Below are 25,644 nucleotides of genomic sequence, written 5' to 3'. Positions count from 1 at the left end.
CGCGCAACCTTGCGCTCACCCGGGCTCTGGTCCCGGGGTGAGGGCAGGCCCGCGGAGCCCTCCGGAGAGGGTCCGCGGGCGAGGGCCGACTGGTGGAGTGTGCGGCGGAGCGGAGGTGTGCGGCGGAGCGGAAGCGGCGGACGCCGCGGTCACCCCGTGCGTCGGTGGGCCGGCCGCGCGCCGTCCGGCCAGAGGCGCGGCCGCCGCCCGGCCGCCAGATCCTCGATCCAGCCCACTGCCAGGACCACCAGCCCGATCAGCGGCCAGACCAGCAGGAACATCCACACGTTGTAGGTGGCGGTCAGCAGCGAGTCGAAGTGGTCCTCGATGAACGGCACGCCGTACAGCTGGTCGACCAGTGGCACGGTGGCCATGATGAGGGCGTTGTGCCAGAGGTAGATGGTCACCGCGCGGTTGTTGGAGAGCGTGATGAGTTTGTCGAACCTGGCCAGTTTTCCCGGTAGTTGCTGCCAGGACGGGGAGTACGACAGAAGCAGTGCGCAGGCCCCCAGCGACCAGGTGGCCTGGGCGAGCGGGATGTCGTTGAGGTCCCAGCCGTCCGGGCCGAGGTGTCCGTGCGCCCACCAGAGACCGAAGGCCATCACGGGTACCGCGCAGGACACCAGGAAGTAGCGCGGCACTCTCTGGAGCACCCCGTCCTGGTGCGCGAAGCCCAGCATCCAGCAGGAGCCGTAGACGGCGAAGTCGGTGAGCGCGAGGCCCGGTTCACCGGGCACCGTCACCAGTCCGGTGCCGACGACCGCGGTCAGGACGAGCGGAGCGAGCAGCGTCGGCCAGGGCAGCCTGCGGAAGGCCTTGAGCAGCAGCGGCGAAAGCAGTACGAACCACAGGTACGCACGCAGGTACCAGAGCGGACCGACCGCCTGGTCCGGCCAGGTCTGTTCCAGCAGACCCGAGGCCGAACCGAGCGAGTCCGGGTACGGCGGGGCGCCCACCGGCACCAGATAGAGCAGCACCTTGGTGATCTGCGGTCGCCATCCGGCGCAGATCATCAGGGTGACCATCAGGGCGCCGAACGCCCACATCGGTGGCAGCAGCCTGCGGACCCGGCCCCGGATCACCCCCAGGGCGGGGCGGCTCAGCGAGCGGGCCATCAGAGACCCGGCGAGGGCGAACATCACCCCCATGGAAGGGAAGGCAACGGACAGCCAGGCCCAGCCGAACAGGTGGTAGAAGACCACCCGGACCAGGGCGGTGGTGCGCAGCAGATCGAGATAGCGGTCGCGTCCCGGGGCCCGCCCCGGGACCGGCCCGGGGACGGTCTGCGCGGACGCCTGCGTGGTGGCGGTCATGCGACGGGCCTCCGGTTGTCGCTGCTGCGGCGCTGCCCCGGCGCGGAGCCGGGCGCTTCGACGACTCCGGTACGGCGCAGTTTCTGCCAGCGCAGCCGCCCCCCGGTCAGGGCGGTGATCCACGACTGGAGCAGCACCACGTACATCAGCTGCCGGTAGAGGATCTGCTGGAGCGGCAGCGAGATCAGATACCGCATGGGCTCCCGGTCGAGGCGGAAGGCGTAGCCCGCGCACACCGCCTGCACGGCGAGGACGCCGAACCAGGCGAGGACGGTCTTCCCGGTGGGGCCGAAGACCAGCCCGTACAGCAGGAAGATGTCGATGAGCGGGGCAAGCAGCGGGGCCACCACCATGAAGAGCGAGACGAAGGGCAGCCCGATCCGGCCGAAGCGCCCGGACGGGCCGCGCTCCACGACGGCCCGGCGGTGCTTCCAGATCGCCTGCATCGTCCCGTACGACCAGCGGTAGCGCTGCGACCACAGCTGCTGCACGCTCTCGGGTGCCTCGGTCCAGGCGCGGGCGTTCTCCGCGTAGACCACCCGCCAGCCGTCGCGGAGCAGGGCCATGGTGATGTCGGTGTCCTCGGCGAGGGTGTCCTCGCTCATTCCGCCGACCCGGTCGAGCGCGGTGCGGCGGAAGGCTCCGACGGCACCGGGGATGGTGGGCATGCAGCCCAGGACGTCGTACATCCGGCGGTCGAGGTTGAAGCCCATCACATACTCGATGTGCTGCCAGGCGCCGATGAGGCTGTCCTTGTTGCCGACCTTGGCATTTCCGGCGACCGCCCCGACGCGCGGGTCGCCGAAGGGCTGCACCAGTTCCCGTACCGTCGACGGCTCGAAGACGGTGTCGCCGTCCATCATGACGACGAGGTCGTGACGGGCGTGCGCGATGCCGTTGTTGAGGGCGGCCGGCTTGCCGGAGTTTCGCTGACGCACCACATGGACATTGGGCAGTCGCATGGCGTCGACGATGTCGGCGGTGCCGTCCGACGACCCGTCGTCGATCACGATCACCTCCACCGGGTGGTCGCTCTCCCGCAGTGAGCGGACGGTGTTGGCGATGCATTCGCGTTCGTTGTACGCGGGCACCAGCACGGAGACCGGCTCGGTGACCGCAGCGCCCCAGCGGAATCCCCGTCTGCGCACCTTGCGGGTGTGGGCGACGGAGAGGAGGAGCATCAGTCCGAAGCGGGTGAAGACCAGCACCCCGATCACCGCGAGCGCCACGATCAGTACGTCGGTCGCGTCGTCGGACACACCGACCGCGAAGACGAACGCCCGGCCCTTCCAGAGCTCGGGCCCGCTGACCGGGATCTGTGCGGACGGCGCGCCCAGCGCGTCGGTGAGACTCGCGAACCGGTAGCCCCGGTGCTGCAGTTCGGGCAGGTAGTGGCCCAGCGCGGCCACGGTCTGCGCCCGGTTCCCTCCCGAGTCGTGCATCAGCACGATCGCGCCCTTGCCGCCCTTGGGGGTGGCGTTGCGCAGGATGGTGCTGACGCCGGGCCGCTGCCAGTCCTCGCTGTCGATGGAGTCGAGGACCGTGATGTAGCCGCGGCCGCCGACGTACTTGACCACCGGCCAGTTCTTGTTGTCGAGCGCGTCGGCGAACGAGGAGTAGGGCGGCCGGAAGAGCGAGGAGCGGATTCCCGCAGCACCCGCGATGGCCAGCTGGGTCTGGGAGAGCTCCCAGTCGATGCGGCTCTTCGACTGATAGGAGAGGTCCGGGTGGTTGAAGGTGTGCACACCGACCTCATGGCCCTCGTCGACCATGCGCCTGACCAGTTCCGGATACCGGGAGGTCATGGTGCCGGTGACGAAGAAGACCGCATGGGCGTGGTACTTCTTCAGTTCGTCGAGGACCTTCGGGGTCCATTCGGGATCGGGTCCGTCGTCGAAGGTCAGGACGATCCGGTGATCGGGGATGCGCAGGCTGGTGATGCCCTTGCCCCGCGCGTCGATCACCGGGCCGCCGTCGAGGACGGCGTCGGGAACGTGATCGGTCGCGGCCGGGGGCCGGATCCGGTGGTCGGCGGCTATCTCGCTGTGTACATATCCGCGCACCATCAGCATGCCGAAGAGCGCGACGAGCAGGAGCAGCGGCAGGAGGTAGCGCATGGGCAGCCTGCGCCGGCGGGTTGTCATCTTCTACGGTGCGCCTTCTGCGGGGCCGGTGCGGCCTCCGGCGGAGCGGACTGCTCCGGCGGGGCGGGGGCACTGGTCGTGGGATCGGGACTGGGAGAATCGACCGGCGACGGTTCGCCGGCACCGGCTGTCGGTGTCGTCACCGGCGCGGGATCCGCCGACCCGTCACTGCCCGGTGCCTGGCTGGCCGCGGCGGGCTTCCCGGGCGCCGCGGGCTTGGGCTTCTTACCCGGCTTGGGCGGGACCGTGACCCGTACTCCGTTGGAGATGGTGGTCCTCGGCTTCGGCACATCGGTGGACACCACGTCCACCGGGCCGGGCCCCACTGTCGTCCCCGGCAGCACATCGCTGCGCACCGGGGACGCGTCCGTGGCGGACGGTTCCTTGACGGTGTCCGCCTTCTTGGCGGACGCGGGCCCCGGAATCAGCAGCCAGGGCGCACTGGAGTTCCCGCCGACGACGGTGACGACCAGCATCACCGCGTAACACGTACAGGCGATGCCCAGGATCCAGCCCACACGCCGGTACTTCCTGCTGCGGCGGCCGCTCTCGTCCACGAAGACCGGCCCTTCGGGGATGCCCTGCGCCGTGCCGTCGCCCAGCTCCTGGCCGCCCTCTCCGGTGGCGCCCTGTCCAGCGCCGTCCTGTCCCGGGCCACGCCGTCCCGGGCCGCCCGGCCCGCCGGTGAAGCCCGCCGGCCGGGTCCTTCGCCGGCTCCGCTTCAGCGGGCCCGGTAACTCCCGTCCCACACCGTCGAGTTGGAGCGTCACATCATGAGGCTCATACATCTGCCCGAACCGGGCACCTTCTCGCCATTTTTCCACCGTTGTACGCACATCCCCCCAAGGCCGATTCATCACTGCTGGCTGGCCGGACCGATGCCGCCGGACCGAGTCCCCACTCAGGTCCGAGCGCCCCCTACCCTGCTGCGTCCGGTGGGCGAATCTAACGCACGATGGGGGTGTTCCCCGCGCCTTGTTCACACTTGCCCGTATTGGCACCCGATCTGCTCATACATCGCCATGTCCACGGCGGGAAGCCAGGCCCCGGCCGGCCTCTCCAGCCACCCGTGCTCGGCGACAGCGGCCTCGGCCGCCGCGTGCAGCGCGTCGAGGCCCGGGTGGCGCAGGGACTTACGCCAGACCAGCGAGACCGGCGAGAGCGGCACCGGGTCCACGATCGGCCGCAGCACCATGCCTGCCATCCCGACGAACTCGGTGCTCGCCAGCACCGACCAGCGGTGCTTGCGCACCAACCGGGCGAACTCATCGGGCCCGTCGATCTCCGGGAAGGGCGCGACGAGTTCGATGCCCCGGCCGGCGAACAGCCGGACCGCGAGATCGGTCCACTCGGCCGTGGCCGGGTTCCCGGCTGCCGCGTACAGGGTCTCCCCCGCCAGCGCGGCCAGTGGGATCTCCTCCAGCGCTGCCAGCCGGTGGTCATCGCCGAGCAGCACCGCCACCCTCTCGAACCGGAGCGGCCGGTGCTCCACCAGCTCGAGCAGTTCAGGCGGAAGTCCGGCCACCCGGCCGGCCGAGACGTCCAGACGCCCGGCCGCGATCTCCGCCACCGCGCCGGTCAGACCGCTGTGGAAACGGGCCACGAACTCGATGTCCGGGGCGGTCTCGCGGGCCCGGCCGAGAAGCCGGAACGCCGTGCTGACGGGGGCACCCACGTCCACCAGCAGCGGGCGCGCGTCATGCGCCCACGCCGCTGCCAGCTCCTCGTACGCCGCCAGTACGCGCCGCGCGTAAGGCAGCAGCCGTACGCCCTCCGGGGTGAGCGTCACCTGCCGGGTGGTCCGCGTGAACAGCTCGGCCCCCAGCACCAGTTCCACCCTCCGGATGTCCCGGCTGAGCGCCTGCTGAGCCGTGTGGAGGCGGGCGGCGGCCCGGGTGAAATGCAGGTCCTCGGCTACCGCGGCGAAGGCCCGCAGCAGCCGGGGATCCACGTCGTACGGATGCTGGGGCATTCCGCGAATGTACAGCGCGGCGATCTGCCCGGCGATGACTGACAACAGATCCGCGTGAATCGGCGCTGAACAGGTGTTGGACCGCGGAACGGTGCTGCCGTGAGGGTGGGGGCCATGCCGCACGAATCCTCCGCGACGATATCCGCCGCCACCGCTTCCACCGCCTTCGGCCGGTACCGCCTCCTGTTCGCCACCCCTGGCGCCCGCGCCTTCACCATCGGCAATCTCATCGCCCGGCTCCCGATGGGCATGTTCAGCGTCAGCGCCGTGATCATGATCGCCGGAGCGCGCGGTTCGTACGCGCTGGCGGGCGCCGTCACCGCCACCGGTCTGGCGGCCACCGCGGTCGTCGGCCCCTGGACGGCCCGCCTGGTCGACCGCTACGGGCAGGCCCGTACCGCGGTGCCCGCCACCCTGCTCGCCGCGTCCGGCTCAGCCTGCCTGCTGCTCTGCGTCCACTACGACGCACCGGACTGGACCCTCTTCGCCTGCTACGCGGCGACCGCCACCACCCCCAACACCGGCGGGATGTCCCGGGCCCGCTGGGCGCATCTGCTCCGGGGCGACCCGGCCGCGCTGCATACCGCCAACTCCTTCGAACAGGCCGCCGACGAGCTCTGTTTCATGCTCGGCCCGGTGATCGCGGCCTTCCTCTGCTCGGCGCTTTTCCCGGAGGCCGGCACACTCGTCGGGGTCGCGTCGATGGTCACCGGCGTCCTGGTCTTCGCCGCTCAGCGGGCCACCGAGCCTCCGGCCACCCCCCGCTCCGCCGGCTCGCGCTCCCCCGTCCGGCACCCCGGTTTTCCCGCGCTGCTCGCCGTCTTCCTCGCCGCCGGCGCGGTCTTCGGCGCCCTCGAGGTCACCACCATCGCCTTCGCCGACACGCATGGACACCGCGCGGCAGCGGGCGCGGTGCTGGCCCTCCAGGCGGCCGGGTCGTGTGCCGCGGGGCTCCTCTACGGATCGGTCCGCCCGGCGGCGGACGTACAACGGCGGCTGCTCGGCTGCCTGGCGGCGATGACCTTCCTGATGACAGGCCCCCTGCTGGCCGCGTCGGCGACCGGGTCGCTGCTCGCCGTCGCCTGCACCCTGCTGGTCGCGGGCGCGGCCACCGCACCGACCATGGTCACCGGCATGACGCTGGTCCAGCGCATCACGCCCGACGGTCAGTTGAACGAGGGCATGACGCTTGCGGTGACGGCGCTCCTCGGCGGCATCGCCACCGGCTCGGCCACCGGGGGCTGGGTGGTGGAGCGTCTCGGCGCCACCGCCGGCTATGCCGTCCCCACATCGGCCGCCGCCCTCGCGCTGCTTCTCTGCGCGATCACGCGTCGGGGCCGGGCACTCGCCCCGGGCCGGCCGGAGATCAGCCCGTCCGGTGCCTGAGGTCAACGGCCGATCGTGAACGGACAGCGGGGAAGCGGCGAACGGGGGCGAGCGCCGGCCGGGAGCAGGGGGCATGTTCGGCCGGTGTCGCGCAGCCGGGGCCGCCCTCAGACCGAGCCGAGGAAATCGAGCACCCTCCGCAGCAGCAGCCCGGCGGCAATCGGCTCGTGGTCCGGGAGGCTGCTGTCGGCGAACAGGTGCCGGTCACCCGGGTAGAGGAACAGCTCGGCGGCAGGCGACGAAGCGACCAGGGCGCGGGCCGCGTCGATGTCCCCCTCCTCCACGAAGCTCTCGTCTGCGTCCATGCCGTGGATCTGTACGGGTACCGTCCGCGGCCAGGCGTCGCCGAACTCGGAGACGGGGACGCAGGCCTGCAACAGCAGCGCGCCCTTCGCGCCCGCCCGGGTCTGGGCGAGCTTCTGCGCCGGCAGGACACCGAGCGAGAACCCGGCGTAGACGAGTCCGTCGCCAAGCCCTTCGGCGGCGGCCTCGCCGCGCTCGATGATCGTGCCGAAGCCGGTCTTCCGGACGTAGGCGATGCCCCCGTCGAGGGTGTCGAAGACATGCCCTTCGTAGAGGTCCGGGGTGTGCACCGTGTGGCCGGAGCGCCTGAGCTCATCGGCGAAGGCGAGCACCCCCGGGGTCAGTCCCTGCGCGTGGTGGAACAGCAGCACATCGGCCATGTGAACTCTCCTTCGGCGAGCGGCGCCCCCGCGGCTCCGCGTACATGACTGTGTAAAGGAGTATGACCCGGGGCACTGACAACCCGGCCGGACGCGGGGCCCCGGCACCCGCCTGCGTCACCACCGCGGAAGGCGCGAGGACCGGTCAGCTACGACGCACGTCGCCGACGAAGACCGCCCAGGCCGCCGCCGCGAACACCAGGACGGGACCTGCGGGGTATTTGCTGTCGCGGACGGGGACGACGCCGGGAATGCCGGTGGCGACCTCCAGGCAGTCGCCGCCCGCGGCGTTGCTGAAACTGCTCTTGTGCCACCGCGCGTTCGTCAAGGCATCTCGGGTTCCGCACATGAGTAGCGCTCCTCCATGGCCGTTCGGATCAACTGCGCTGATGCCGCCGGGGGCAGGGCGTTGGCTTGCAGCCGATCGTAAAGGACGGTTCTTCGCATGACCTCGTCCGTGTCCTCAACGAGACGGCCGAAGACGATGCCCTCCTCGTAAGCCACTTCCCGCCCGTCCGGCAAGGTCAGGAGGGTAAATGAGCCCCCCATGGCAGCTGGGTCCGTGCTCCCGAAGGGGAGTACCTGCATGTGGACTCGAGGAGTCTGCTCCAGCACCAGAAGACGCGCCAGTTGATTTCGCATGACTTCCGGGCTGCCGACCATGCGATACAGGACCGCCTCATCCAGAACAATCCACACCCAAGGGGGGTCGGCACGCTGAAGAACAGCCTGGCGTTCGAGCCGCGCCCTGACCTTGGCCTCCGGATCTCCGTCGTCGTAGATCTGTCCGGCCTGCAGGACCGCTCGGGCGTACGCCTCTGTCTGCGCCAAGCCCGGGATGATCTGCGAGAACTTGCGCATCATCCTGGACTTGGCCTCGTACGTCATGAACATCTGCGCCCAGTCGGGGAACGGAGTCCGTCTGGCATGGACCCACAGGTCGACGAGATCGCCGTCCGCCCCCAGCAGCACGTCCAGCTTGCCGTTCACGTCCTCGGGCGGAGTCTCGTTGCCCAGCTCGAACTGGGCGATCCGGCTGTGCGCGACGGGGATCCGGTCGCCCAGCTCCCGCTGCGTCCATCCCGCCCGCATCCGCAGCTTGCGCACCTTCGTGCCGTACAGCGCGGCAAGGGAGGCGGACGGGTCGAGTTCCTTCGGTGCGGGCACCATCGCTCCCCGTTTTCGTTCCTGCGTTCCGAAAACCGTTACCCCTGGTGAGCGTAGCCCTACACACCGATGCTCAACAGTGGAAGGTACGGGCAGAGCGGAAGGCGCGGCGGATATGGGTACAACGGACCGCAGGAACGAAGGGGCTCGGCTCAGAGACGCGGAGAGCGCACGGGACGAGCTGCGCGAAGCGCTGACGGAGGTGGACATCCTGCTGCCGTCACTCGGCCTCGATCCCGTCTCGCTCGCCGGTTCCTACCTGCCGCCACTCGTGGAACTGGGACGCTGCCACCCCAGCGAGGCCCGGCGCCTGGCGGAGGTCCTGCGCAGGCGGGCCACATGAGCGACGAACCGGAGCGGGACGAGGCCGATGATCCGGAGACCACGGAGCACCGCCGCCGCGAGGAGTTGCTCGACAAAGTCCGCGAGGCGAACAAGCAGAGCCTCTCGCGCCCCCGTTGACCCCCGCAGCCATGCCGACGGGGTTGCGTGCTGCGGGCCGAGCCGCCCTGGATACCCTGCACCGTTCAGCACTTCAGGGGATTTCAGGGGAGGGCTCCATGGCCATTCGTAAGTCGACCATCCAAGAGCAGCTCGGCGCTGCCATATCGCAGGTCAACCCGGGCGATCGCCCGCTGGTGTCGGTCCAGGCCATCGCGGGCCCCAACCCGTCTCTGATGGCCGCGCTCGGACTCTTCGGCCAGATGTTCCTCACGTACTACTTCGTCACCGTGACCGAGCAGGCGGTGCTGATCCACAAGGCGAACCGGATGAGCAACCGTCCTCAGGAGATCGTGCACGCCCTGCCGCCGACCGAGGCCATGCGCTCGGTCAGCGACATCAGGCGCGGTGCGCTGTGGAGCTCGTTCCGCTTCCAGCTCCCGGGTGAGCCGCAGCCGGTCAAGATGAACGTGCACCGCCAGTGGCGTCCGGAGCTGGACCAGATGCTGGGCATGCTCACCGGGTACCAGCCGACAGCGTGAACCCGGCTGTCCGCGTCAGCGGTTGACCGCCTGGATCTCCTGCACGTTCACGTCCTGCGTGGACCCGAAGGTGCCGTCCGGCAGATCGCCCTTGACTCCGCCCGTGCCCCGCCAGGAGATGGCCCAGGTCACTGACGCCTTGAGCTGGTACGGCTGACCGCTCGACGCCCGGAGGTACGTGACACCACACGGCGGGGTCCGGCCGGCGGCACCCTGGGTGTACGGGGTGCCGATGCTGCCGTCCCCGTTGATCCGGCAGTCACCGGAAGCGGGAGACGTCTCGGCATCCGCGGTCCCGGGCTCCAGATGCAGAGCCACCGGCTTTGCCGTCGTCTCCGCCCACATGTCCGTACCGGGAAGCTCGGCACGGACCGTGACGTCCTTGAAGGTCGCCTTGTCCAGCCATACCCAGGTAGGCAGATTGACCGTCGACCGGCCTTGCGGCTTCAGCTGGACCTCGGTGTCCGGGACCTGGATCTTGTCGTAGGCGTACGCGGCAAGGACGTCCGGGGTCGGAGCGTGCTTGTCGTCCGGGACGGTGCGGGCGTTCTGCCAGAAGAGTGTGCGCTCACAGTCGTAGGACGCGGGGTCGTCGGCCATGCTCTTGTTGATGACCCCACGCCAGAACATGCCGTCCTTGCCGAGGTTGTAGTTCTTGTAGCCGGGCTCGCCGGAGGACGGCTTGCCCTTCTCGTAGTTGTCGACCATCAACTCCTCACCCCAGCTGAGCGAGGGGGTGACGGGAACCAGATCCCCGCCTTTCTTCAGCCGGTCCACGCCCGCCTTCAACTGCTCGGGCGTCGCCACCGGCTCGTACCAGCACGCCGGGGGCTTCCAGTTGGGGTCCACCGCGGTCAGCGCCTTGGGGGACTTACCGGAGGCACCGCCACTGACCTGGCTCACCTTGATACGGGTGGTACCGGCGGAGGCGGTGAGGGTGGTGCCGGAGGCGCCACCCTGGGGGCCGGTGGTGGGGGTGGGTTTGGCAGGGTTCTTTCCCCCGTGGCCGCCCCACGCGAAGGCGCTGGACGTCATGGCGAGCGAGGCAACCAGCGATCCCACCAGCACGCCGACGGTCGTTGCCGTCCGCCGGATCATCATCAGCAAGCCCCCTGGGCCGTCGTGGAGGACATCGTCTTCCAGACTCCGTTCTTGGAACGGTCAAGCAGGGTGCGGTACTGCACATGGGGGCTCTCCCCCTTGGGCGTCCCCTGCAGCTCACCGGTCTTCCGGTTCTTTGTCGACCCCTGGCTTTCGTCCACGCAGTAGAAGAGAACTCCCGAACCAGTAGAGTTGACGCTCACCTTCGGGTCGAAGACGCGCGCCCTGCCCACGAGAGTCTGGTCGTCATCGACGAAGCCCTTGATCCATTTCCGTGAGATCGCGGCAGAACTGGGGCTGTTGTAGAAGGTCACGTAGTCGGCGTCGGGGTCGCCCGCAATGATGGCTGCGTGGTCCGCACGAAGCGCCTCCTTGCCATCGTTCAGGATGGCCTGCAACTTGGCGTCACTGTTGGTCCACCCCTCGAAGGTCATCGTGAAGGTCGAGGGGAACGGGATCTTCGGTCGCGCAGCCCCACCGGCCGCCGCCGAAGCCGAGGGGTCGGCAGACGCGGAAGCCTTCCCGCGGCCATCCGCTCCCTTGATCTTGCCCGAGGCCGATGAACCGCCTCCCCCCGAACCGCAAGCGGCCAGAAGCAAGGCTGCGGACGCGGTGAGTGCGGCTGTCACAAGCCGGGTCGAGCGGTTCACTCTGAACTCCGTGGGGGGGGTAGGTGGCACAAGTCGCCAACGCTATCCGCGACCACGCGGTGACACCAACGCGGCGTGTGTGCTGCCCGGTTGCAAGTGAGACACCTCACCAGGAACTCGCTGGGTGAGCCCGCATGGCCCACCGGGCAACGGATGGGGCAGGGTGCGTTGACGCGAACTGTCGCGGCCGTTTCTCGTGCATGAAATGATCCGGGACAGGTACCGACGATGCGGTGTATGGCCGAGTAAACGACGCGGCCCCTCGCAGGAGGGGCAGTCCGTGTTCCGACTCCCACCGGGGATCAGTATCAGCAGTCGATGTCGACGTCCACGAGGAGAGTTGCCGTAGCGATGTACAGCGTCCTGAACCGGAAGCTTCGGATAGCCGTGCCTGCTCTCGGGGCGACCGTCATCCTGGCCCTGACAGCCACTGCCTGTACGTCCGGTGATTCCGATCCCCAGAGCGGGCCCTCCTCGCCTAGCGCGACCCATCCCGTGCCCAGCACTCCGTCACCCTCGACGACCCTGAGCGACTCACAACTCCGCAAGCAGGCCGAGGCTGCGCTTCCGAAGGGGAAGGCGGTAGCGCATGGCGGCGCCATGGCTAAGGACGGTGTCGCCCGTCGTACGGCGACGAAGCTGCGTTGGGGTAAGCGGTACGTCCTGGAGATCGTCTGTGCCGGGGCGGGCAAGGCGGTGATGCATTTCACGGCGAAGAGTACCGGGGCATACGGAGATAGCGACATTACTTGCGACCGCAGGCCGAGTTCGTTCGCCTTTGCCGACGGCGACGGTTTCTATTTTGCAATTCATCCGTCAAATGCTGACGGTTTCGTTGCCTGGCAGGTCGTACAGAGGGACTACAAGGGTTCTTGAGGGCCCCTCCGCACAGCCTGAACTCAGCAGTCGCTACTTCTGGCCCAGCACCTGCAACCAGACCTGATCGTTCCCGAACTTTGCTACGACCGCGGGATCCGCGAGCCAGCGGCTGTACGACTCCCGCTGCCGAGGCGTCATCTTGCTGACGTCGACCTCGCCGTCGTTGTCCTTGATTGCCTTGACGAAGTCATTCTCCGATGACGTGATGTACTTCGGGTCCCCCCAGGGATTTCCCGTGTATACGTGCTGCTTCTTACCATATTCCTGGTAAGTCACGGGTTCGAAATCGGGAATTTTACGTGGATCGAAGTTCTGTTCGGTCATGATTGCAACCTTGCTACTGAACGCGCTCCGCCAGGTGTTCTCCGGTTTCTTCTCCTTCAATGCCTTGATGGCGTTGAGTAGATCCTTCGGAGCCTCACTGGGTTTAACGGCGATGGCCTGTTTCAGCCATCCGGTCAACAGTCCTGTCGCGAGGTCCTGTCCGATGCCGGTGGCGGCAGCCGCAGAGCCGGCCCCGCCCGCACCGCCTGCCGCACCCTTGAGGATCGCAGTCGAGTTGTCGATCAGTGCGCCCCTGAAGGCATTGACGCCGTCAGCCCACGCCTGCGCGTCATCGCCAAGCGCCTTCTCCGTAGCGTCGTACGCAGTGGCGTAGAAGTTACCCATCAGCCCTTGCTTGAAGGCGATAAAGGACTTGGCGTCATCGTCCGAGGCCTTTGTGAGCGTCGTCAGCCGCGCATAATTCTTCTGGTTCGAATCAAACAGCGCGCTCATCGCGCCCGCAGCATGCGGCTCGCGGATCGACTCCTGAATAAAGGCCTGCCAGACGTCGGGCGACACCTCAATGCCAGGCGTCTCAGGGTTCTGGCTCTTGCTGAACTTCTTGAAGTCCCACTTGTCCGAATTCCAGTATCCGTCCTGAGCCGGAGAGGTGATGGCGCCCTCCATGGCCTTCCAATTCTTCGCCATGAGCTCGGAGTACAGCACCTGAGCACCGGGAAGCGCGTGAAGTCCCTTGAGGTTATCGTCCTTCTGGTGATGGAAGTTATTTATGACGAGCATGGCCGTATTCTTCTCGGCCAGCGCGTGGTCCGTCTTTCCGAGCCCGATGGTGCCGGCCTGCAGGACCTTGAAGAATGCCTTCTCTCGCTCCGGGTTGCTGTGCGCTATCCCGCCCGGGTAGATGCCGGCGTCCACGATCTTGGGGTTGTGTTCCATCCACTCGCCCGCTGCTGATGGATTCTTCGAGAGGGCGGTGAAGAGCTGCGAGAAGTGGTCGTCGTTCCACGGGCCGTGCTCGGACCCGTTCATGAACTGGTTCTCATGGGTCCGGGACTTCTCCCTGAAGACCCTGTCGCCCAGCGCCACCAGAAAGTCCTTGTCGGGAGTGCCACCTTCAAGGAGGGGTATCAACCGGTCAGGCCGGAAACCCTGGTGGTCCGGATCGAGGGCGAACTTGTCGAACCACTGATTCCAGTAGTCCTGCTTCTGCTTCGGCGTCATGCCCTCGGTTGCGACCTGAGTAAAGCTGCCCAGCGTCGCGGCCAGGATGCCGCGGTCGAAGCCACGCTGGTCCGGGTTGTCGGCGTACCGGTTGCCGTACGGATGATCGTCGGCGAGTCTGTTGGTCAACCAGGCCACCTGGCCGGGGCCCAACGCCTTGTAGAAGGACCCTAGGTAGTCTGCGTCGTTCGCGTGGGCGTCAAGGGCGTGGAAGAGATCCTCGGAGACCACGTCTCCATTCTCCAGCGCCTTCTTGAACTCTGCACCGAGCGCCCTGCCATCTTTTTTCGCCTGTGCCACGGCGGACTTGCTCACGTCGTTCTCGTTCACCTGAGCCATGCCCTTGAAGCCGGGGAAATCCACCTCCATGTTCATCGCCAAGTGATGGCGCCTGCGCAGCATGGGTAGTTCGCCGTCTGCCCAACCGGCGATCTTGAGGAGCCCGTTCAAGCTGGTCGCCGGGATGCCGTAGCGCTCGAACTGCTGCTTGTAGTACGACGCTCTGGAATGCAGCGTCTTCTGATCCCCCTCAAGCGCGCCAATGGTCTCCTTCAGCCTCTCCGGGTTGATCCCTGAGAAGTCCCCGCCGCCGCCTTCATCGAGCCTGACCACACGCTCCCCCTCCGCATATTCTCAGTATTGCTGCAGATCCATTCGCATCATCTTGGCTTCCGCAGGGCTTACCTTTTCGGGGGACCGATCGATCTCGGCCTGCACTGCGGGGACGAGATCACTGACGAGCTTCTGCAGATGTGTGCGGTGACCTTCGATGTCCGTATGCCACTTCCGGGCGTTCCTACCGACCCAGGACGGCGCGTGCTTGCCGCCGACATCCCCGGCAGGCTTCTTCAGCAGCTTCTTGAGATCGTCCACCTCAAGTAGCAACTCCCGCTTCAGAGAGACCAGTCGGGCTCGGTATGGATTGTCCACTTTCGGCTGCGAATCGGTCATATCGTTCCCTCCCTGGTGTGACGTTCTTTCTCCGCACCTCAGTCTTCGCGCCCCTACGACTATGAGTATCCCGGGTCTTGATCAAACGCACACCGAATCGCCGTGCGCACGCAATTCCTGGACAGCTCGCTCCAGGCCGGGCCGCACTACGTGGTGCGTCGGCCGACTCTGCTGCAGATCGAACCTACCGGCGTGATCACCGAACGCCGGCTCGTCTCGTCCAGTCGCCTCCCGTTGTCGAGTCGCCTCCCGTTACCGTAGGGACCGGCCACCCTGCCCATCATGCTCCGGAGCCGGACCCAAGATCTGAGGAAGTTCCGCGCCTCCGCAACAAGCGACGGCTTCGCTCACCGGGTATCGCCAGTGATAGAGGGCGGTGCTCGACGCATTGGCCGACCGCAGATGGAGATTCCGCGGTCCAGGAAATCCACCAGGACGTCTCCTCACCAGGACGATGACCACAGCGGTCAACCACGCGATCAAGGGCCTCGCCCTCTGGCTCACCCTGAAACTCGCCCCTCAGCTGAATGTGCCCTGCGCGCGGGAGCGAGTTGGGCGGGCGATGCCTCGCAGTAGGCGAGCCGGGCGGCACCAGGCTGGTTCGTCCTAGAATTGGTGCTGAGGAGGTGCATCATGCGCAAGATCGCCGATTGCCGGGATTTCCCGAGCGAGACCGATTGCACCCTCGCCATTTCCGGTGAGGAGGACGAGGTGGTCCGCGCCGCGAGTGAGCACGCCGCATCCGTGCACGGCCACCAGGACAGCCCCGAGCTGCGCCAGCAGGTCCGGTCGATGCTGAAGGACGACGTCCCGCAGCACGCCTGAGCAGGCCGGACGCCTGAGCAGGCCGCACACCTGCGGTGGACGCCCACGGCACGCGAAAAAGCCGAAGGCCCGTCGAGTGATCGACGGGCCTTCGGCTACATGGGGTGGTGGAGATGGCGGGAATCGAACCCGCGTCCAACGGTGCAGCATCAGGGCTTCTCCGAGCGCAGTTCGCTGCGATTTTCTCGGCCCCGGAGATCTCGCGAACAAGTCTCCGACGGGCCCAGTCACTGTTTGATTTCCCACCGATCCCCGTGACCGGGACCGGTGGTTTAGTTCCCTAGCTTATGCCAGGATCCGGGTCGGGAACTTCCCCGGGCTGACACCCATTTAGGGTCCTTCAGTCACTGTTATTAGGCAGCGAGGGCGAAGGACTGGGAATCGCTCTTAGAGTTGGCGATTATTGTTTGCGACATATGGTTTACGAGATCATTGCCGCTTCCTCGGCTCGCTTCACCTGATTCAACAGCCGCTGTCGAAACCGATCATCCCCATGTTTATTTTTCAATTGGTGGTGCCGCGCCCCGTGGGGTGCAGTGCCATCCTACGCGACCAACGGTCGACGGGGCCAGCGTATTCCTGTCCGCCGGGCCCCGCCCGTCAGGCGCGCTGCTTCCTGCGGACCGCCGAGATCGCCCGGTCCGTCTCGCGGCGGTCCTGCTTCTCGCGCAGGGTCTGCCGCTTGTCGTACTCCTTCTTGCCCTTCGCCAGCGCGATCTCGACCTTCGCCCGGCCGTCCTTGAAGTACAGGGCCAGCGGCACGATGGTGTTGCCGGACTCCTGGGTCTTGGACTCCAGCTTGTCGATCTCCATGCGGTGCATCAGCAGCTTCCGCTTGCGGCGTGCACTGTGGTTGGTCCAGGTGCCCTGGGTGTACTCGGGGATGTGGACGTTGTGCAGCCACGCCTCGTGGTTGTCGATCTGCACGAAGCCGTCCACCAGGGAGGCCCGGCCCATCCGCAGCGACTTGACCTCGGTGCCTGTCAGCACCAGACCGCACTCGTAGGTGTCGATGATGAGGTAGTCGTGCCGCGCCTTCTTGTGCTGGGCGATCATCTTCCGCCCTGTTTCCTTAGCCATAGTGCGGCCATTTTCGCACTATGCCCCACCCCCGAGGCCACTCAATACTGTCTCGGCCCTCGGTTCGGCCCGATCACCGGCCGTCACGTCCGGCGTGATGCCGCGCCCGTCCACGCTGCGACCGGCCGGCGTGCAGTAGTGCCCGACGGTGAGTTCCGCCACCGAACCGCCCGGAAGCGGGCTCGGCATCTGCACCGAACCCTTGCCGAAGGTGCGCGAACCGACAGTGACGGCGCGGCCACGGTCCTGCAGGGCGCCGGTCAGGAGCTCGGCGGCGCTCATCGTGCCGCCGTCGATCAGCACCACCAGGGGCCGGTCGGTGTCACCCCCTGTCCTGGCGTACAGGGCCCGCTGCGTCCCGTGGACGTCGTAGGTCGCGACCAGGCCGCCGTCCAGGAGCGCGGAGGCCGCGGAGGTCGCCTCGGAGACCAGGCCGCCGCTGTTGCCCCTCAGGTCGAGGAGGATGCCGCCGCCGGCCGGGGCGGCTCTGACGGCGCTCTCCACCCGCTCGCCCGACCCCTTGGAGAATGCGGTGACCTTGATCACCGTCGCCTTGCCCGACAGCCTTCGGACGGTGACGGCCTCGGTGGTGAGCCGGGCCCGGCGCAGGGTCCTCGTCCAGGTGTGACGGCCGCGCTGCACACCCACGGCCACGGTGGTGCCGGGGACGGACGAGCCCTCGCCGCCGCGCAGCCGGGCCACGACGGATGTGACCGGGCTCGTGGCGACCTGACGGCCGTCGATCGTACGGAGCAGATCGCCCCTGCGGAGTCCGGCGACGGCCGCGGGGCCGCCGGGCTGGACCCTCGCCACCTCGATCCGCCCGTCGCGGCCGCGCCTGGCCCAGAGGCCGACGCCGGTGTACTCGCCGTCGAGCGAGTCCTCGAACTCCTTGTACTCGGAACGGTCGTACACCGCGCCCCAGCGGTCCCCGCTGCGGCTGACGACGTCCTCGGCCGCCTTCGTACCGGACTTGCCGTCGGCCTCGGCTTCCGACGCCGCCTTGGCGAGTTCGGCGCGGTCGACGGTGGACGAGGCGTTGCGGGTGCGGGCCGGAACGGGGGTGCGCTCGCCGTTCTGCGGCCAGGAGTTGGTGGCCGCAGCGGTGGCGAGGACGCTCACGAAGACCAAAGTCAGGGCGGCCCCGCGGCGAACGCTGCGGGGCGATGAACAGAAGTCCGGGCCTGACATGGCGCCCACTGTAGAACAACCCCTGTGCGGCGCATGACCGGTTGGCCGTTCACCGCACAGGGGGAGTTTCACACCTTCAGGTACTTGCGCAATGCGAAGAGAGCCGCAAGAGCGGGCATCAGCAGTCCGATTGCCAGCACCAGCGGCAGCTTGGACAGGACCGCGTCCCAGCCGATGAAGTCGATCAGATTCAGCTTCTCGTGGAGCGCCAGACCATGATCGATGAGGAAGTAGCGGCCCACCAGCAGCATGCCGCAGGCGACAAGTCCGCCCAGCAGCCCGGCGAAAGCGGCCTCCATGATGAACGGCATCTGGATATAGAAACTGGACGCGCCGACCAGCCGCATGATCCCGGTCTCACGTCTGCGGCTGAACGCCGATACGCGCACGGTATTGACGATCAGCATCAGTGCGATGACCAGCATCAGGGCCATCACACAGAGAGCGGCCACATTCATGCCGTTGAGGAGCGCGAAGAGGTTCTCCAGGATGCCGCGCTGGTCCTGGACGGCCTCGACGCCGTCCCGGCCCGCGAACGCGGTGGCGATCACCTTGTACTTCGCCGGGTCCTTGAGCTTCACGCGGAAGGAGGACGGCAGCTGGTCCGGCGTGATCGAACCGGTCATCGGAGAGTCCTTGAACTCATCCTGGTAGTGCTTGTACGCCGCGTCACTCGACTCGTAGGTGACGGTCTGGACGAGGTCGGTCATCTTCTTCAGATCGACGTCGATGGCCTTCTTCTGCTCGTCGGTGACCGCACCCTTGGCACACTTGGGATCGGAGGCCGCGTCCCCCTTGGTGCAGAGGAAGATCGAGACGTTGACCTTGTCGTACCAGTAGCCCTTCATCGTGTCCACCTGGTCGCGCATCAACAGCGACCCGCCGAACAGGGCGAGGGACAGGGCGACGGAGACGATGACCGCGAAGGTCATCGTGAGATTGCGGCGGAGACCCACGCCGATCTCCGACAGGACGAACTGGGCGCGCATGGCGTCCTTTCAGTGCTGGTAGCCGTATACGCCGCGCGACTGGTCGCGCACGAGACGGCCCTTCTCGAGTTCAATGACGCGCTTGCGCATCTGGTCGACGATCTGCTGGTCGTGGGTGGCCATCACCACGGTTGTCCCGGTGCGGTTGATCCGGTCCAGCAGCTTCATGATGCCGACAGAGGTCTGCGGGTCGAGGTTGCCGGTCGGCTCGTCCGCGATCAGCAGCATCGGGCGGTTGACGAAGGCCCGCGCGATCGCCACGCGCTGCTGCTCACCGCCGGAGAGCTCTCCGGGCATCCGGTCCTCCTTGCCGCCGAGGCCGACGAGATCGAGGACCTGCGGAACGGCCTTGCGGATCTCACCGCGCGGCTTGCCGATGACTTCCTGCGCGAACGCCACGTTCTCCGCGACGGTCTTGTTGGGCAGCAGGCGGAAGTCCTGGAATACCGTGCCGAGCTGGCGGCGCATCTGCGGCACCTTCCAGTTCGACAGACGTGCCAGGTCCTTGCCGAGCACGTGCACCATGCCGTGGCTGGTGCGCTCCTCGCGGAGCACCAACCGCAGAAAGGTCGACTTACCGGAACCGGATGAACCCACCAGGAAGACGAACTCCCCCTTCTCGATCTCGAGGGAGACATCCCGCAGAGCGGGGCGGTTCTGCTTGGGGTAGGTCTTGGAGACGTTGTCGAATCGGATCACGAGTGCACCACGTCGGCCGGGAATAGGTGTGCGTGACCTTACGCGAAGCAGAAGTGCGCCCGCAGGCGGCGTCCTCGGATGCGTGGTATGTCCAGGTTATCGACGGGGTATTTGCGGGTTTTCTCCGTCGGGCGCCCGGGTATGGAGCCGTCGTATTCTGGTGGGACGCGCCGGATTACGCGCGAGCTGGCACAGTGGTAGGGGGAACGGTTTCGTATCCCTGAGCGTTGTGCGGAGAGTCAAGTGTGTGGAGCGGCTCCGCCGCGCGGGAGGAGGAGTGCGCATGACCTACGACCGACTGGTGTGCGCGAACTGTGCATCCCCCGTCAGTGAGGGCCGCTGCCGTGTCTGCCGGGCCAGCAGAGAGCGGCTCCAGCAAGAGGAGGGCCCGCTGGGCGGTCTCAGCCCGGTGGCTCTGATCACCCTGCTGATACTGCTGGTCGCCGCACTCGCACTGCTGGCGCATCAGACCGTCTGACGTTCGCTGCGGATGTGACGCGGGGGCGGCATCCGCGGCAGTGACAAAGCGTGAGAGGGCCCGGGTTCCGATCGGAACCCGGGCCCTCTCACGTGTGCGGCGCACGATCAGGCGATGTTGCCACCGCGGCCGGCGAGACGCGGCAGCATACGGAAGCCGATGCCACCGGCGATCATCGTCGCGGCGCCGAGGATGAGGAAGGTGGTCTCCCCCGCACCGGTCTCGGCCAGCTCCTCCTTGGGCTTGCCCTGCTCCACCGGCTGCGAGCCGAGGTTGTCGGGCTCGGTGCCGGTGCCGTCCGAGCCAGTGCCGGTGGAACCGGACGTGCTCGAGCCGGAGGTGCCGGTACCGGTGGACGGCTGACCGGTGGGCTCATCGGTCGGCTGACCGGTGGGCGTACCCGGGTCGGTGGGCTCGCCGGTGGGCGTACCCGGGTCGGTGGGCTCGCCGGTGGGCGTACCCGGGTCGGTGGGCTCGCCGGTGGGCGTACCCGGGTCGGTGGGCTCGCCGGTCGGCGTACCCGGGTCGGTGGGCTCGCCGGTCGGCGTACCCGGGTCCGTGGGCTCGGTGCACGACGGGTCGCCCGGAATGCACGGCTCGTCGGTCGGGTCCTCGCCCGCCTGGACCGAGGCGTGCAGGCCACCGACGTTGACATCGATGCCTGCGGCCTGTGCGGCGCCCGCAGCGGTCAGCGAGGCGCCCGCGGCGATCACTGCGCCGGCGGCTATGCGCGCTACGCGAATCCGCGTCTTCTTGGTCATCTGGCTGCTACCCCCAGTAGCTCATCGTTAATGGTGCAGCGCACGGGGCAGGCAGGCCGTAGGGGGTACATGTCCTACCCCCCGATCACACGCGCCCCAGAAATACGCATGCCGCGTGTTACTTTTCCCAGTTTTAAAGAGCGCGTCAAGGTCGTTGCGGGCGCAATGCCGGAAATGCGGCGACTTGCCGGGCGTACGGGAATACGACTGTGACGGAAAAGGGGAACTGCCGTCCATTGAACGGCAGTTCCCCTGTCGACAGAGTCGACAAAACGTCAACTGGTCGGCCGGTTACTTCTCCTGCTGCTTGCGCCAGCGAATTCCGGCCTCGAGGAAGCCGTCGATCTCACCGTCGAGCACCGACTGCGGATTGCCGACCTCGAACTCCGTACGGAGGTCCTTGACCATCTGGTACGGGTGCAGGACGTACGAACGCATCTGGTTGCCCCAGGAGTTGCCGCCGTCGCCCTTGAGCGAGTCCATCAGCGCCTGCTCCTCCTGGCGTCGCCGCTCCAGGAGCTTCGCCTGCAGGACGTTCATCGCGCTGGCCTTGTTCTGGATCTGCGAGCGCTCGTTCTGGCAGGAGACCACGATGCCGGTCGGGATGTGGGTCAGACGCACCGCGGAGTCGGTGGTGTTGACGCCCTGTCCGCCGGGACCTGAGGCACGGTAGACGTCCACCCGCAGCTCGGTCTCGTCGATCTCGATGTGGTCGGTCTGCTCGACGACCGGCAGCACCTCGACACCGGCGAAGGACGTCTGACGGCGGCCCTGGTTGTCGAAGGGCGAGATACGGACCAGACGGTGCGTGCCCTGCTCGACGGAGAGCGTGCCGTAGGCGTACGGAGTCTTCACCACGAAGGTGGTCGACTTGATGCCGGCCTCTTCCGCGTACGACGTCTCGTAGACCTCGGTGCTGTAATTGTGCCGCTCGGCCCAGCGCAGATACATGCGCTGAAGCTGCTCGGCGAAGTCCGCGGCGTCGACGCCACCGGCCTCGGCGCGGATGTTGACGAGCGCCTCACGGGCGTCGTACTCGCCCGAGAGCAGCGTGCGGACCTCCATCTCGTCCAGCGCCTTGCGCACCGCGACGAGTTCCGACTCCGCCTCCGCGAGGGTGTCGGCGTCGTCCTCGGCCTCGGCGAGCTCGAAGAGCACACTCAGGTCGTCGATCCGCGCCCGCAGTGCCGCGGTCTTACGAACCTCGGCCTGCAGGTGGGAGAGCTTGCTGGTGATCTTCTGCGCCGCTTCCGGGTCGTCCCACAGGGACGGTGCCGCGGCCTGCTCCTCGAGCACGGCGATATCGGCCCTCAGCCTGTCGAGGTCCAGGACGGCCTCGATCGACCCCATGGTCGAGGAGAGGGACTTCAGCTCTTCGGATACATCGACGACTGCCACGCCACCAGCGTAACGGCTCGAAGCAAGGTCGTTCCCCTGGCCCGGCGACCCGGACTCCGGAGGGGGGCGGCGGCTACGGCTGGGAAGGCGCCGACTGCCGGTTGTCCTGCGGGGACCCTCCCCCGTCGTCACCCGCCGACGTGGCGAGCCAGCCGCCCACGCCGAGGGCCACGGCGGCGACCAGGGAGGCAGCGCCGACCTTGATCCGCCGGCGCCGGATCGCTTCGGCGGTGGATCTGTGCCGCGCCGAGCCGGGCTTGTTCCGGCTCGGCGAGCGGGGTGCGCGGGCCGTGCCGAGCGGGCCGCCCGCCAGTTCGTCGGGGCCCGGCACGCGCATGCTCGTATGGGTGTCCCGGTTGGAATCCGGGGACGATCCCGGGACCAGCGGGACCGCGCTGCGACGGCGCGGCTCGGTGGGGGCGGCCGGTTCGTAAGAGGTCTCCTCGTGGTCCTGCTCGTCCGGCTCGGACTCGTCGGGCTCGTCGACGTCCAGCGGAGGGATGCCCGCGAGGTGCGGAAGCTGCTCGCGCAGCCGCTCGCCGAGCTCCGAGGCCCGGAGCCTGGAGGCGGGGGCCTTCGCCAGACACTGGACGAGCAGCTGCCAGAGCTCGTCCGGGATGCCGGGAAGCGGGACGACGGTCTCGGTGACATGACGGCGCAGCACCGCGCCGGGGTGGCCACCGCCGAACGGCGTGAAACCGGCGAGCAGTTCGTACAGCACGGTGGCCAGGGCGTAGATGTCCACGGAGGCGCGCGGCGGGAGGCCCTCGATGATCTCGGGGGCGAGGTAGTCGGGCGTGCCGATGATCCTGGTGGCCCGGGTGCGGCGCGGGACGTCGATCAGCTTGGCCACACCGAAGTCCGTGAGCAGCGCCGGATGGGAGCCGCCGGGGCCGAGCGGGCCCTGCATGTCGAGAAGGATGTTCTCCGGCTTGACGTCACGGTGGACGATGCCCGCGGAGTGCGCTGCGGCCAGTCCGTCGGCGATGTCCGCGACGATCGCGACGGCGGCCTCCGGGCTCAGGCGGCGCTCGCGGTCCAGCCGGGTGCGCAGGTCCGTCCCGCGGACCAGGTCCATGACCAGGGCGAGGTCGTTGCCGTCCACGACGAGATCACGCACAGCCACCACGTGCGGGTGGTCGAGGCCGAGCAGGGCGGTGCGCTCCCGGACGAAGCGGCCGACGAGTTCCTGGTCCGCGGCGAGATCCTCGCGCAGCAGTTTGATGGCGACCGCGCCCTCGGGCCCGTCGCCCAGCCACACCGTGCCGGCGCTCCCCCGTCCCAGGATCTGGTGGGCGGTGTACCGGCTGCCGATCTTCCGTGCCAAGACTGCTCCCTCAGCGGCTGGCGCTGTGCCTGTCGGGGGCGGACCCCCTGGCCCCGCTCTCAAAATACGCGGGCGTCGGGGTGTTCAGTGCCCCGGTTGGCGCCAACCTTCACTTCTGCGGGGTATTTCACCCCGCAGAAGTCGACATGTCTACAGACCGGCCGCAAGGCGGGCCCCGGTGAACGGCCCGGCGGAAGCCGTCAGTTCTGTGCGTCGCCGATGTTCTGGACGAAGTCCCGCACCGAGTGGTAGCCGTCGGCGATCTCGCCGAGGAAGCTCTTGGAGGTCCCGATCCAGTGCTGGAGCGGGGTCAGTTCCCAGATCAGCCAGGAGCCCACGAAGAGGATGATCACCATGAAGAGGCATCCCTTGAGGCAGCCGAGGCCGGGGATCTTCATCGGGTTCGCACCGCGCTGCCTGGGCTGACGGGGCTCGCGCTGAGCGGGCTGCGGCTGCTGCGGGGGCGCGTACTGCTGCTGCGGACGCTGCTGGGGCCGCTGCTGCCGCTGGGGCTGACGCTGCTGCTGGGCGTACTGGCCCTGCTGCTGTCCCTGCTGCGGCGCGTACTGACCCTGCTGCTGTCCCTGCTGCGGCGCGTACTGACCCTGCTGCTGTCCCTGCTGCCGCTGCGGACGGCGGCGCAGCGGGTCCTGTCCGGGGTCCAGGTACTGCACCTGGGTCTGCTCATTGCGGTCGCGGGCCGCACTCAGCTGGCTCTGCCAGGGGTGCGGCTGCTCCGGCTGCATGCCCGGGGACTGGTTTCCCGGCTGGTTCGACGGCACCGGCGGCAGCACGGCCGTGGGGTCGGCGGCGCCGGTGCTGGGCAGCACACTGGTGCGCCCGTTGGGGTCGTAGCCCCCGGCATTGCTCGGCAGGACCTGAGTGGGGTCGGCGGCGCCCGGGGATCCGGGGACCGGAGCGGGCGCCGGGTCGGGCGCGAGCAGTGCGCCCACCCCGAGCGCGGCGGCGACCTGCGCAGCGGAGGAGTGCACACCGATGCCCTCGGCAACGGTACGCAGGCCTCGGGCCAGGTTCTCGGCGCTCGGGCGGCGGTCCGGGTCCTTGCTGAGACAGCGCTCCATGACCGTCCACAGCGCCTCGGGGACGGTGGTGGGCCGGCGGGGCTCCTCGTTCAGATGGCGCTGCAGCACCTCGAGCGCGGTGCCGCCTGCGAACGGGGGCCGTCCGGTGACCAGCTCGTACAGCAGGATGCCGGCGCCGTAGATGTCGACAGCGGAGGTCTGCGGGCGGCCTTCGGCGGATTCCGGTGCGACATAGGCCGGGGTGCCGACGAATTCATGGGTGCGGGTCAGCCCCGGGGAATCGGCGAGCCGCGCGATGCCGAAGTCGGTCAGCATCGGGTGCATCTGGCCGTTCACGTCCTGCATGACCAGGACGTTCGCCGGCTTCAGGTCGCGGTGCACGACGCCGTCGGCGTGACTGGCGGCGAGCGCGTCCGCGACCTGCGCGGTGAGCAGCGCGGCGGCCACCGGGGTGAACGGACCGTTCTCGCGGAGGTAGCGGTGCAGGTCGGGACCGTCGACCAGGTCCATCACCAGGGCGAGCAGGTCGCCCTCGACGACCAGGTCACGGGTCCGCACGATGTTCGGGTGGGTGAGCCGGAGCAGGACCGAACGCTCGCGCAGAAAGCGCATCACGACGTCCGGGTCGCTCGCGAGCTCCTCCTTGAGGACCTTGATCGCGACGGTCTCGCCCGGCTGGCCCTGCACGGCCGCCTCGGCGCCGGCGGTCTCCCGCTGGCTGGCTCGCCAGACGGTGCCCGTGGCGCCGCGGCCGAGCGGCTCCTCGAGCAGGTACTTGCTGCCTACGGGCCGCACGTCATGCGCTCCCTGCTGGTCGTCGTCCCTTGCCTGGTCCACCGGCCCCCCGACCGGATGTCCGCCCTACTGTAGTGCCGTCGGCGCGGACACCCGCCGGTGATCTTCCGGTTGCGCTCCCCCCCCCGTCCGGGAGAAAGACGCGAGCGCCGGGCAGTTGGTTGCCGAACAGCCTTGGCACGCGGTCCATCTGTGGCCCCAAGCAGGAACTTTTGGACTCAGAGCCGACCATTCAAGATCACTTAGTGGTTACCCCCGGGCGTGTTGTCAGTGGCAGGTGCGAGGATGCCTGCAGCACGGAGTTGCCGGGGTCGGGAGCCTCG

The 25,644-nt window shown here is 68.1% G+C and carries 26 protein-coding genes and 1 other RNA gene; 7 read left to right on the top strand and 20 right to left on the bottom strand.

The annotated features are described in order from the left end of the window. Positions 1–149: 149 nt before the first annotated feature. The 4 genes from OHS16_RS19420 to OHS16_RS19405 form a co-directional block, all read right to left on the bottom strand. Positions 150–1,313, bottom strand: coding sequence for an acyltransferase family protein (locus tag OHS16_RS19420; protein ID WP_328538476.1), 1,164 nt, complete (start codon positions 1,311–1,313; stop codon positions 150–152). Beyond that, positions 1,310–3,430: a glycosyltransferase gene (locus OHS16_RS19415; RefSeq protein ID WP_328540913.1), complete on the bottom strand. Its 2,121-nt coding sequence runs from the start codon at positions 3,428–3,430 to the stop codon at positions 1,310–1,312. The genes OHS16_RS19420 and OHS16_RS19415 overlap by 4 nt, the downstream gene beginning before the upstream one ends. A gap of 23 nt (positions 3,431–3,453) precedes the next feature. Continuing rightward, positions 3,454–4,245, bottom strand: a complete 792-nt coding sequence (locus OHS16_RS19410) for a hypothetical protein (RefSeq protein ID WP_328538475.1) — start codon at positions 4,243–4,245, stop codon at positions 3,454–3,456. A gap of 191 nt (positions 4,246–4,436) precedes the next feature. Continuing rightward, positions 4,437–5,429 carry a LysR family transcriptional regulator gene (locus OHS16_RS19405; RefSeq protein ID WP_328538474.1) on the bottom strand — a complete coding sequence of 331 codons (993 nt, stop codon included), beginning with the start codon at positions 5,427–5,429 and terminating at the stop codon, positions 4,437–4,439. Between the two features lie 114 nt (positions 5,430–5,543). On the opposite strand from OHS16_RS19405, the gene OHS16_RS19400 reads away from it, so the two are divergent. Beyond that, entirely contained in the window at positions 5,544–6,815 is a 1,272-nt protein-coding gene (locus tag OHS16_RS19400; protein ID WP_328538473.1) for an MFS transporter, read from the top strand. Positions 6,816–6,922: 107 nt separating this feature from the next. Here OHS16_RS19400 and OHS16_RS19395 read toward each other — a convergent pair whose 3' ends face one another. From OHS16_RS19395 to OHS16_RS19385, 3 genes are all read right to left on the bottom strand, one after another. Further along, positions 6,923–7,498 (bottom strand): dienelactone hydrolase family protein, encoded by a 576-nt coding sequence (locus OHS16_RS19395; protein ID WP_328538472.1) that lies wholly within the window; start codon positions 7,496–7,498, stop codon positions 6,923–6,925. Positions 7,499–7,643: 145 nt separating this feature from the next. Further along, entirely contained in the window at positions 7,644–7,847 is a 204-nt protein-coding gene (locus OHS16_RS19390; RefSeq protein WP_328538471.1) for a DUF397 domain-containing protein, read from the bottom strand. After that, on the bottom strand, positions 7,823–8,668 hold the full coding sequence (locus OHS16_RS19385; protein ID WP_328538470.1) for a helix-turn-helix domain-containing protein: 846 nt from the start codon (positions 8,666–8,668) through the stop codon (positions 7,823–7,825). Before OHS16_RS19385 ends, OHS16_RS19390 begins: the two co-directional genes overlap by 25 nt. A gap of 112 nt (positions 8,669–8,780) precedes the next feature. Between OHS16_RS19385 and OHS16_RS19380 the strand changes: the two genes are divergently transcribed. The 3 genes from OHS16_RS19380 to OHS16_RS19370 all read left to right on the top strand — a co-directional run bounded on the left by OHS16_RS19380 (position 8,781) and on the right by OHS16_RS19370 (position 9,648). Next, positions 8,781–9,008, top strand: a complete 228-nt coding sequence (locus OHS16_RS19380; RefSeq protein ID WP_328538469.1) for a hypothetical protein — start codon at positions 8,781–8,783, stop codon at positions 9,006–9,008. Next, positions 9,005–9,127 (top strand): hypothetical protein, encoded by a 123-nt coding sequence (locus tag OHS16_RS19375; protein ID WP_328538468.1) that lies wholly within the window; start codon positions 9,005–9,007, stop codon positions 9,125–9,127. The genes OHS16_RS19380 and OHS16_RS19375 overlap by 4 nt, the downstream gene beginning before the upstream one ends. A gap of 98 nt (positions 9,128–9,225) precedes the next feature. Next, positions 9,226–9,648 (top strand): hypothetical protein, encoded by a 423-nt coding sequence (locus OHS16_RS19370; protein ID WP_328538467.1) that lies wholly within the window; start codon positions 9,226–9,228, stop codon positions 9,646–9,648. Positions 9,649–9,663: 15 nt separating this feature from the next. Here the strand turns inward: OHS16_RS19370 and OHS16_RS19365 are convergent, their stop codons facing one another. Further along, positions 9,664–10,749: a hypothetical protein gene (locus OHS16_RS19365; protein ID WP_328538466.1), complete on the bottom strand. Its 1,086-nt coding sequence runs from the start codon at positions 10,747–10,749 to the stop codon at positions 9,664–9,666. Further along, the gene (locus OHS16_RS19360; protein ID WP_328538465.1) at positions 10,749–11,183 is read right to left on the bottom strand and encodes a hypothetical protein; all 435 of its coding nucleotides are present in this window, start codon (positions 11,181–11,183) and stop codon (positions 10,749–10,751) included. Before OHS16_RS19360 ends, OHS16_RS19365 begins: the two co-directional genes overlap by 1 nt. 816 nt (positions 11,184–11,999) lie before the next feature. Here OHS16_RS19360 and OHS16_RS19355 point away from each other — a divergent pair. Then, on the top strand, positions 12,000–12,275 hold the full coding sequence (locus tag OHS16_RS19355; RefSeq protein ID WP_328538464.1) for a hypothetical protein: 276 nt from the start codon (positions 12,000–12,002) through the stop codon (positions 12,273–12,275). Positions 12,276–12,308: 33 nt separating this feature from the next. Here OHS16_RS19355 and OHS16_RS19350 read toward each other — a convergent pair whose 3' ends face one another. Both OHS16_RS19350 and OHS16_RS19345 read right to left on the bottom strand, forming a co-directional pair. Beyond that, entirely contained in the window at positions 12,309–14,396 is a 2,088-nt protein-coding gene (locus tag OHS16_RS19350; protein ID WP_328538463.1) for a hypothetical protein, read from the bottom strand. 21 nt (positions 14,397–14,417) lie between these two features. After that, a complete protein-coding gene (locus tag OHS16_RS19345; RefSeq protein ID WP_328538462.1) occupies positions 14,418–14,735 on the bottom strand; it encodes a hypothetical protein in 318 nt (105 codons plus the stop codon). 633 nt (positions 14,736–15,368) lie between these two features. On the opposite strand from OHS16_RS19345, the gene OHS16_RS19340 reads away from it, so the two are divergent. Continuing rightward, positions 15,369–15,560, top strand: coding sequence for a DUF1059 domain-containing protein (locus tag OHS16_RS19340; protein WP_328538461.1), 192 nt, complete (start codon positions 15,369–15,371; stop codon positions 15,558–15,560). Between the two features lie 105 nt (positions 15,561–15,665). Here OHS16_RS19340 and ssrA read toward each other — a convergent pair. From ssrA to ftsE, 5 genes are all read right to left on the bottom strand, one after another. Next, positions 15,666–16,053, bottom strand: a transfer-messenger RNA (tmRNA) gene (gene ssrA, locus OHS16_RS19335). 107 nt (positions 16,054–16,160) lie between these two features. Further along, the gene (gene smpB / locus OHS16_RS19330; RefSeq protein WP_328538460.1) at positions 16,161–16,640 is read right to left on the bottom strand and encodes an SsrA-binding protein SmpB; all 480 of its coding nucleotides are present in this window, start codon (positions 16,638–16,640) and stop codon (positions 16,161–16,163) included. A gap of 18 nt (positions 16,641–16,658) precedes the next feature. After that, positions 16,659–17,831, bottom strand: a complete 1,173-nt coding sequence (locus tag OHS16_RS19325) for a S41 family peptidase (RefSeq protein WP_328538459.1) — start codon at positions 17,829–17,831, stop codon at positions 16,659–16,661. A gap of 68 nt (positions 17,832–17,899) precedes the next feature. Continuing rightward, the gene (gene ftsX, locus OHS16_RS19320) at positions 17,900–18,820 is read right to left on the bottom strand and encodes a permease-like cell division protein FtsX (protein ID WP_328538458.1); all 921 of its coding nucleotides are present in this window, start codon (positions 18,818–18,820) and stop codon (positions 17,900–17,902) included. 9 nt (positions 18,821–18,829) lie between these two features. Continuing rightward, entirely contained in the window at positions 18,830–19,519 is a 690-nt protein-coding gene (gene ftsE / locus OHS16_RS19315) for a cell division ATP-binding protein FtsE (protein WP_164266073.1), read from the bottom strand. 283 nt (positions 19,520–19,802) lie between these two features. On the opposite strand from ftsE, the gene OHS16_RS19310 reads away from it, so the two are divergent. Continuing rightward, positions 19,803–19,997, top strand: a complete 195-nt coding sequence (locus tag OHS16_RS19310) for a hypothetical protein (protein ID WP_328538457.1) — start codon at positions 19,803–19,805, stop codon at positions 19,995–19,997. 107 nt (positions 19,998–20,104) lie between these two features. Here OHS16_RS19310 and OHS16_RS19305 read toward each other — a convergent pair whose 3' ends face one another. The 4 genes from OHS16_RS19305 to OHS16_RS19290 all read right to left on the bottom strand — a co-directional run bounded on the left by OHS16_RS19305 (position 20,105) and on the right by OHS16_RS19290 (position 25,321). Continuing rightward, positions 20,105–20,758, bottom strand: coding sequence for a hypothetical protein (locus tag OHS16_RS19305; RefSeq protein WP_328538456.1), 654 nt, complete (start codon positions 20,756–20,758; stop codon positions 20,105–20,107). Between the two features lie 291 nt (positions 20,759–21,049). Beyond that, positions 21,050–22,156: a peptide chain release factor 2 gene (gene prfB, locus OHS16_RS19300; protein WP_328538455.1), complete on the bottom strand. Its 1,107-nt coding sequence runs from the start codon at positions 22,154–22,156 to the stop codon at positions 21,050–21,052. Between the two features lie 73 nt (positions 22,157–22,229). After that, positions 22,230–23,483, bottom strand: a complete 1,254-nt coding sequence (locus tag OHS16_RS19295; protein ID WP_328538454.1) for a serine/threonine-protein kinase — start codon at positions 23,481–23,483, stop codon at positions 22,230–22,232. Between the two features lie 200 nt (positions 23,484–23,683). After that, on the bottom strand, positions 23,684–25,321 hold the full coding sequence (locus OHS16_RS19290; protein WP_328540912.1) for a serine/threonine-protein kinase: 1,638 nt from the start codon (positions 25,319–25,321) through the stop codon (positions 23,684–23,686). Positions 25,322–25,644: the final 323 nt, after the last annotated feature.

Origin of the sequence: Streptomyces sp. NBC_00344 (assembly GCF_036088315.1) — a bacterium.
Lineage (GTDB): Bacteria > Actinomycetota > Actinomycetes > Streptomycetales > Streptomycetaceae > Streptomyces.
This window is presented reverse-complemented; position numbering and strand designations above follow the sequence as displayed.

Excerpts from the sequence above, each read along its gene's own strand:
- ftsX (WP_328538458.1), bottom strand. The coding sequence starts at position 18,820 with ATGCGCGCCCAGTTCGTCCTGTCGGAGATCGGCGTGGGTCTCCGCCGC.
- OHS16_RS19385 (WP_328538470.1), bottom strand. The coding sequence starts at position 8,668 with ATGGTGCCCGCACCGAAGGAACTCGACCCGTCCGCCTCCCTTGCCGCG.
- OHS16_RS19310 (WP_328538457.1), top strand. The coding sequence starts at position 19,803 with ATGACCTACGACCGACTGGTGTGCGCGAACTGTGCATCCCCCGTCAGT.
- OHS16_RS19405 (WP_328538474.1), bottom strand. The coding sequence starts at position 5,429 with ATGCCCCAGCATCCGTACGACGTGGATCCCCGGCTGCTGCGGGCCTTC.
- OHS16_RS19420 (WP_328538476.1), bottom strand. The coding sequence starts at position 1,313 with ATGACCGCCACCACGCAGGCGTCCGCGCAGACCGTCCCCGGGCCGGTC.
- OHS16_RS19380 (WP_328538469.1), top strand. The coding sequence starts at position 8,781 with ATGGGTACAACGGACCGCAGGAACGAAGGGGCTCGGCTCAGAGACGCG.
- OHS16_RS19355 (WP_328538464.1), top strand. The coding sequence starts at position 12,000 with ATGGCTAAGGACGGTGTCGCCCGTCGTACGGCGACGAAGCTGCGTTGG.
- OHS16_RS19395 (WP_328538472.1), bottom strand. The coding sequence starts at position 7,498 with ATGGCCGATGTGCTGCTGTTCCACCACGCGCAGGGACTGACCCCGGGG.
- OHS16_RS19400 (WP_328538473.1), top strand. The coding sequence starts at position 5,544 with ATGCCGCACGAATCCTCCGCGACGATATCCGCCGCCACCGCTTCCACC.
- OHS16_RS19325 (WP_328538459.1), bottom strand. The coding sequence starts at position 17,831 with ATGTCAGGCCCGGACTTCTGTTCATCGCCCCGCAGCGTTCGCCGCGGG.
- OHS16_RS19375 (WP_328538468.1), top strand. The coding sequence starts at position 9,005 with ATGAGCGACGAACCGGAGCGGGACGAGGCCGATGATCCGGAGACCACG.
- OHS16_RS19370 (WP_328538467.1), top strand. The coding sequence starts at position 9,226 with ATGGCCATTCGTAAGTCGACCATCCAAGAGCAGCTCGGCGCTGCCATA.
- OHS16_RS19305 (WP_328538456.1), bottom strand. The coding sequence starts at position 20,758 with ATGACCAAGAAGACGCGGATTCGCGTAGCGCGCATAGCCGCCGGCGCA.
- OHS16_RS19410 (WP_328538475.1), bottom strand. The coding sequence starts at position 4,245 with ATGTATGAGCCTCATGATGTGACGCTCCAACTCGACGGTGTGGGACGG.
- OHS16_RS19345 (WP_328538462.1), bottom strand. The coding sequence starts at position 14,735 with ATGACCGATTCGCAGCCGAAAGTGGACAATCCATACCGAGCCCGACTG.
- OHS16_RS19390 (WP_328538471.1), bottom strand. The coding sequence starts at position 7,847 with ATGTGCGGAACCCGAGATGCCTTGACGAACGCGCGGTGGCACAAGAGC.
- OHS16_RS19415 (WP_328540913.1), bottom strand. The coding sequence starts at position 3,430 with ATGCGCTACCTCCTGCCGCTGCTCCTGCTCGTCGCGCTCTTCGGCATG.
- OHS16_RS19365 (WP_328538466.1), bottom strand. The coding sequence starts at position 10,749 with ATGATGATCCGGCGGACGGCAACGACCGTCGGCGTGCTGGTGGGATCG.
- smpB (WP_328538460.1), bottom strand. The coding sequence starts at position 16,640 with ATGGCTAAGGAAACAGGGCGGAAGATGATCGCCCAGCACAAGAAGGCG.
- OHS16_RS19340 (WP_328538461.1), top strand. The coding sequence starts at position 15,369 with ATGCGCAAGATCGCCGATTGCCGGGATTTCCCGAGCGAGACCGATTGC.
- OHS16_RS19360 (WP_328538465.1), bottom strand. The coding sequence starts at position 11,183 with ATGACCTTCGAGGGGTGGACCAACAGTGACGCCAAGTTGCAGGCCATC.